This is a genomic window from Micromonospora sp. 4G55 (assembly GCF_016803375.1).
In genome coordinates, this window is record NZ_JAEVHN010000336.1 from 1 (window position 1) to 6,596 (window position 6,596).

Below are 6,596 nucleotides of genomic sequence, written 5' to 3' on the forward strand. Positions count from 1 at the left end.
GCAGGCCATCGCCTCCAGCGGGGTGAGCCCGAACGGCTCGTACCAGGGGGCGGCGACCAGCACGTCGGCGGAGCGGTACCAGCGCGCCCATCTCCTCCCGGGGCACCGCGCCGACCAGCCTGACCCGGTCGGCCACCCCGCAGGACGCGGCGAGCGCGCCCAGCCGGCGGGCGAAGCTGTCGGCGGGCAGCAGCTCGGCCGCCGGGCCGCCGACCACCACGCACTCGGCCTCCGGCACCGCCGGCAGCGCCCGGATGACGTCCTGGAAGCCCTTGCGCTCCACCATCCGGCCGACGGTGAGGATGCGCGGGCGGGCCGGGTCGCGGGGCGCGACCGGTCCCTCCGGACGGAACATCTCCTCGTTCACCCCGGACGGGACCAGCGCCATCCTCGACCGCGGCACGCCCAGCCGGACCAGCTCGCCGATCTCGTCCTGGCACTGGACGATCACCCGGTCGGCGGCCCGGCCCAGCGCCCGTTCGTAGCCGACCCGGCCCGGTGGACTGGTGTCCCGGGTCCCCTGGTGGCGGCGCTTCACCGAGCCCAGCGCGTGGTACGTCAGCACCACCGGGGTGTTGGTGCGCCGGCCGGCGTGCAGGGTGGCCAGGCCGCTCATCCAGAAGTGGGCGTGCGCCACGTCCGGCCGCCAGCCCGGCTCGCCCCACTGTTCGGCCATCCACCGCCCGAACTCGCCCATGTACGGCAGCAGCTCGTCCTTGGGCACCCGCTGCGCCGGCCCGGCGGGCACGTGGCGCACCTGGTAGCCGGCGGCGGCGTCGACCACGTCGGGCAGGTCGACCGCGTCCCGACGGGTGTAGACGCGCACGTCGTGCCCCTCGCCGACCAGGGCCGCCGCCAGTTCGGCGACGTGCGTGTTCTGCCCGCCCGCGTCCTCCTCGCCGAGGACGGCGAGCGGGCTGGCGTGCTCCGAGATCATCGCGATGCGCATGTTTCCTCCTCAAGGATCCGGTCCCAGTCGGCGAGGAACCGGTCGAGCCCGAAGCGTTCCTTCGTCACCTCCCGCGCCCGCGCACCCAACCGGTACGCGGCGTCGCGGTCCTCCGTCAGCCAGCGGGCCGCCTCGACGAGCGTGTCGACCCGGGTGGAGAGCACTCCCGCGTCGGGCGGCACCGCGTCCACGGCCTCGGTGGTGGCCAGCGCGACGACCGGCATGCCGATCGTCATGGCCTCGATCAGGCTCAGCCCCAGCGACGTCCACCGGCACAGGTGCAGGTACGCCCGCCGCCGGGCCAGCTCGGCGTGCATGACGTCCTGCGGCACGTCGTCGTGGCTGGCCAGGCGTTGCCCGGGCAGGCCGAGGTGTTCCGCGAGCCCGGCGACCTTCATGCCGAACACGTCCAGCGGGGCGATCTCGGCGAAGCGGGACAGCAGGTCGGTGCCGGTGACCCGCCAGCGGCGTACCGGCTCGTTCATCACCACGGCGAGCCGGTCCAGCTCGCCGGTCCACTGCACCCTCGGCGGCACCATCCCGTGCTCGACCACGGCGGTGCGGGTGCCGCCGTTGTCCCAGAACAGCTCGTTGAAGTGCGTGACGTGGGTGAGCAGCAGGTCGTCCCGGTCGGCCATCGGGTGGCGGGTGGTGGGCACGTCGCCCTTGGGGGTGTTGTGCTCGACGTAGATCGCCGGCAGGTCCCGGCCCGGCCGCCGGCCCAGCCAGCGTTCGGCCAGCTCCAGCTCCTCGGGGCGTTGCAGCACGACCACGTCCACGTCGGCGTCGGCCAGTTCCTCGGGGGTCACCTCGACCGCGCTCTCCGGCCAGGAATAGGTGCGGGCCCGACCCAGCCCGTACGGGTCGCGGTCGGGGGTGACCGGCACCAGGTAGCGGTGCCTGCCGTGCACGAAGGACGTGGTCCAGGAGCCGTGCACGTGCCAGAGCAGGACGTTCATGACCCTCCTTCAGCGTCGGAATCCGGTGGCGAGCAGGCGGACCGCGGCGACCACCTCGGCCGGGTCGACCCCGGCGGTGAGGCAGGGGTGGCCGGGTACCGGGCAGCGGGTGGCCCGGCTGTCCCGGCAGGGCGCGGCGGCGTCGCCGAGTCGGACCAGCGGCACCCGGTAGGGCGCCCACTGGCCGAAGGGGACGGTGGGCGCGAAGAGGCTGACGACGGGTACGCCGACGGCGGCGGCGAGGTGGGCGGGGCCGGTGTTGCCGACCACCACGCAGCTCGCTCCGGCGAGGACCCCGGCCAGCTCGGCCAGGCCGGTGCGCCCGCCGAGGTCGTGCCCCCGGCGGCGGCGACCCGGGAGGTCAGCACGGTCTCGGCCGGCCCCCCGGTGACCACTACCCGATGGCCGCTCGCGGTAAGCCTGGCCACGATCTCCACCCACCGCTCGGGCGGGCAGGCCCGGGCCGGCACCGACGCCCCCGGGTGCACCACCACGTACGGGCCGTCGGAAAGTGCGGTCGGGGGCGCCTCGACGCGCAGCGTCGGCTCCTCGCCGACGGGCAGGCCGAACCCGGCGGCGGCGGCGAGGGAGAGCGCCCGCTCCGGCTCCGGCACGCCGACCGGCACCCGGTGCCGCACGTCCAGCAGGGAGCCGGGGTAGTCGTCGCTGATCGCGCTGATCCGGGCCACGCCGGCCAGCCGCAGCAGCAGCGCGAGGGGGAGCGCCGACTGGTGGAAGGAGGTGAAGACGGCCGCCTCGTCGGCGCCGACCCGGCGGCCCGGGTCACCGGCCCGGTCGAGTTCGACTCGCGCAAGGTCACCGCCGGGGCGCTCTTCGTCGCCTTCCCCGGCGAGAAGGTCGACGGGCACGACTACGCGACCGGCGCGGTGGACGCGGGCGCGGTGGCGGTGCTCGGCACCCGCGAGGTGCCCGGGGTGCCGATGGTGCTGGTGGGAGACGCGCTGACCGCGATGGGCCGGTTGGCCCGCGCGGTGGTGGACCGGCTGCCGCAGCTGACCGTGATCGGGCTGACCGGCTCGTCGGGCAAGACCACCACCAAGGACCTGATCGCCCAGCTCACCGTCCGGCTCGGCCCGACGGTGGCCCCGCCCGGCTCGTTCAACAACGAGCTGGGGCACCCGTACACGGCCCTGCAGGCCACGCCGGAGACCCGCTTCCTGGTGATGGAGAAGGGCGCCCGGGGGATCGGGCACGTGCGCTACCTGTGCGACGTGGTGCCGCCGCGGATCTCCGTGGTGCTCAACGTCGGGGTCGCGCACATCGGCGAGTTCGGCTCGGTGGAGAACATCGCCCTGGCCAAGGGGGAACTGGTCGAGGCGCTGCCGGCCGACGGGCTGGCCGTGCTCAACGCCGACGACCCGCTGGTCGACGCGATGGCCGCGCGCACCGGCGCCCGGGTGGTCCGGTACGGCGAGGCCGCGCACGCCGACGTCCGGGCGGTCGACGTGTCGCTGGACGACCGGGGCCGGCCGTCGTACACGCTGGTCACCCCGGAGGGGAGCGCCCCGGTGCGGCTCGGGCTGACCGGCCGGCACCAGGTCTCCAACTCGCTGGCCGCGGCGGCGGTGGCCCGCGAGCTCGGGATGCCGCTGGCCGAGGTGGCCGGCGCCCTGGGCGAGCTGGGGCTGGTCTCCACCCGCCGGATGGACGTCTTCGACCGGTCCGACGGGGTGACCGTGATCGACGACTCGTACAACGCCAACCCGGCGTCGATGGCGGTGGCGCTGCGCGCGCTTGCCGGCATGCGCCGGGAAGGGCGTATCTTTGCCGCGCTCGGCTACATGGCCGAGCTGGGCGACTTCGAACGCGACGGGCACCGGGAGGTGGGCCGGCTCGCGGCGGAACTGGGCGTGGACCGGCTGCTCGTGGTGGGTGAGCCGGCGGCGCCGATCCACGAGGGCGCGACAGCGGTAAGTGACTGGGGAGGAGAGTCGGTGCTGCTCACCGATCAGGCGGCGGCCGTCGAGGTGCTGCGCAGCGAGCTAAGACCGGGCGATGTCGTCCTGGTGAAGGGCTCCCGGTACCGCACCTGGGAGGTGGCCGACGCGCTGCGCGCCGAGGCCGCTGGGGATGGGGCCGCCGCATGAGGGCGGTCATCATCGCCGTCGGCGTGGCGTTCCTGATCTCGCTGCTCTGCACCCCGATCGCGATCAAGGTGTTCACCCGGCTCAAGGCCGGCCAGCCGATCCGGGCCGAGGGCCCGGCGATGCACCAGGGCAAGAAGGGCACGCCGACGATGGGCGGCGTGGTCTTCATCCTGGCCACGGTGATCGCGTACGTCGCCGGTCACCTGGCCCTGACCACGCTGCCGGACGCGCAGATCGCCCAGGTCGAGCCGACCATCACGGCGCTGGTGCTGCTGGGGCTGATGGTGTTCTCCGGCGCGGTCGGCTTCATCGACGACTTCCTCAAGGTCCGCAAGCGGCACAGCGGCGGTCTCAACAAGCGCGGCAAGCTCTTCGGGCAGATCCTGGTCGGTGCGATCTTCGGGGTGGTGGCGCTCTACTTCCCGAGCACGATGACCGACGCCAGCGGCGCGGCGACCAACACCGAGACCGTCGGGGCGACCACGCTCAGCTTCATCCGGGACATCCCGGCGCTGGAGATCGGCAAGATCGCCTCGGTGATCGTCATCATCTTCGTGGTGATGGCCGCGACCAACGGGGTGAACCTCACCGACGGCCTCGACGGCCTCGCCACCGGCGCCTCGGTGATGGTCCTGGCCGCGTACGCGTTGATCGCGTTCTGGCAGTACCGGCACTGGTGCGCCGACCCGAGCTACACCGCCAACCCGAACAACTACTGCTACGCCGTGCGGGACCCGCTGGAGATCGCGCTGATCGCCGGGGCGGCGGCCGGCGCCTGCGTCGGCTTCCTCTGGTGGAACACCTCGCCCGCCCGGATCTTCATGGGCGACACCGGCGCGCTCGGCCTGGGCGGTCTGATCGCCGGCATGGCGATGTCCACCCGGACGATCCTGCTGCTGCCGATCATCGGCGGGCTGTTCGTGATCATCACGATGTCGGTGGTGATCCAGATCATCTCCTTCCGGACCACCGGCAAGCGGGTGTTCCGGATGTCGCCGCTGCAGCACCACTTCGAACTCGCCGGCTGGAGCGAGGTCAACATCGTGGTGCGGTTCTGGATCATCGCCGGGATCGGCGTCGCCATCGCCCTCGGCCTGTTCTACAGCGACTTCCTGGCCAGCATGGGCTGAGTCGCCGACACCGGCTCCGCCGGTCCCTCATAGCCGAGGGGCCCCCGTTCCGCATTCCGACACGCCGACCGGGCCGAACGGCGCGAACGGGCCCGGAGAAGCGGCGATGATGGGCTCGTGGGGGAGGACCGAGGCAGCACCGGCACGACGACGACGGCGGCGGAGACCCAGGCACGGCGGGTCCCGGGCGCGGGGCGTACCGCCGACCCGCCGGCGGCGATCACCGGCCTGGACGCGGCCGGCGGCCTGGCGGCGCTGCGCGGCCTGCTGGCCCGCCCACTGGCCTCCTACTACCTGCTGCTGTCCAGCGCCGGCCTGCTGCTGCTGATCGGCCTGACCATGGTCTTCTCGGCGACCAGCGTGAAGGACTACGCCGAGGCCGGCGACGCCTCGGCGTCGGTGACCAAGCAGGCCGTCTTCGCGGTGATCGGCATCGTCGCGTTCTGGGCCTGCCAGCGGCTTCCCGCCAGCACCTTCCGCTCGCTCGGCCGGCCGGTGCTGGTCGCGGCGGTGGTGCTGCTGCTGGTGCTCAACCTGCTGCTGGCCCTGGACTCGCTGTTCCGGATCACGGCGCTCGGGCCGCTGCGGGCCAACCTGCTCTGGCTCTACCTCGGCCCGATCCAGGTGCAGCCCTCCGAGCTGGCCAAGCTCGCGCTGGTGCTCTGGGGCGCGCACGTGATCGCCCGCAAGGGCGCCGCGCTCGGCTGGTGGAAGGAGCTGGCCACCCCGCTCTTCCCGGTGGTCGGGCTGCTCTTCGTGCTGGTCGGCTACAACGACCTGGGCACCATGCTCTGCCTGCTGGCGATCGTGGTCGGGCTGCTCTGGGCGGCCGGGGTGCGGATGCGGGTGTTCGCCGCGCTCTCCGCGGTGGGCCTGCTCGGCATCGGCGTGCTGGTGGCCGTGGCCTCGCTCGGCGCCGGGTCCGGCGCGGTCGGTGAGGAGAACTACCGGCTGGCCCGGTTGACCTCGTTCATCAGCCCGCCCGACCCGGCCACCTGCCTGGAGACCGGCTGCTGGCAGCTCGTCCAGGCCCGCAACGCCATCGAGCACGGCGGCTGGTTCGGCGTCGGGCTGGGCAAGAGCAGCCTGAAGTTCGGCTGGCTGCCGGCCGCGCACAACGACTTCATCTTCGCGGTGATCGCCGAGGAGCTCGGGGTGGTCGGCTGCACCGTCATCCTGGTGCTCTTCGCCGTGCTCGCCTACACCGGGCTGCGCGTCGCGCGGCGGGTCGAGGACCCGTTCCGCCGGCTCGCCGCCGCCGCGATCACCGGCTGGCTGGTCGGTCAGGCCGTCATCAACATCGGTGGCGTGATCGGCCTGCTGCCGCTGACCGGCGTGCCGCTGCCGTTCATCTCCGACGGCGGCAGCGCCCTGGTCGTGACGCTGGCGGCGGTCGGCATCCTCGCCTCGTTCGCCCGCGCCGAGCCCCGACGCCGCGCGAGCCCTGCAT

3 protein-coding genes and 3 pseudogenes are annotated in these 6,596 nt (G+C 73.5%); 3 read left to right on the forward strand and 3 right to left on the reverse strand.

The genetic code is table 11. The features are described from left to right. From JNW89_RS23345 to JNW89_RS23355, 3 genes and pseudogenes are all read right to left on the reverse strand, one after another. A pseudogene (locus JNW89_RS23345) lies at positions 1 to 949 on the reverse strand (glycosyltransferase); the annotation flags it as partial. After that, positions 934 to 1,908, reverse strand: coding sequence for a glycosyltransferase (locus JNW89_RS23350; protein WP_238450503.1), 975 nt, complete (start codon positions 1,906 to 1,908; stop codon positions 934 to 936). The gene JNW89_RS23350 and the pseudogene JNW89_RS23345, both read right to left, overlap by 16 nt. Before the next feature lie 9 nt (positions 1,909 to 1,917). Next, a pseudogene (locus JNW89_RS23355) lies at positions 1,918 to 2,678 on the reverse strand (glycosyltransferase family 9 protein); the annotation flags it as partial. Between JNW89_RS23355 and murF the strand changes: the two are divergent. The 3 genes and pseudogenes from murF to JNW89_RS23370 form a co-directional block, all read left to right on the forward strand. Further along, on the forward strand, positions 2,637 to 4,016 hold the full coding sequence (murF, locus tag JNW89_RS23360; protein ID WP_238450505.1) for a UDP-N-acetylmuramoyl-tripeptide--D-alanyl-D-alanine ligase: 1,380 nt from the start codon (positions 2,637 to 2,639) through the stop codon (positions 4,014 to 4,016). The pseudogene JNW89_RS23355 and the gene murF sit on opposite strands and share 42 nt — an antisense overlap. Beyond that, positions 4,013 to 5,146: a phospho-N-acetylmuramoyl-pentapeptide-transferase gene (gene mraY, locus JNW89_RS23365; protein ID WP_238450504.1), complete on the forward strand. Its 1,134-nt coding sequence runs from the start codon at positions 4,013 to 4,015 to the stop codon at positions 5,144 to 5,146. Before murF ends, mraY begins: the two co-directional genes overlap by 4 nt. A gap of 219 nt (positions 5,147 to 5,365) precedes the next feature. After that, positions 5,366 to 6,596, forward strand: a pseudogene (locus JNW89_RS23370) (FtsW/RodA/SpoVE family cell cycle protein); the annotation flags it as partial.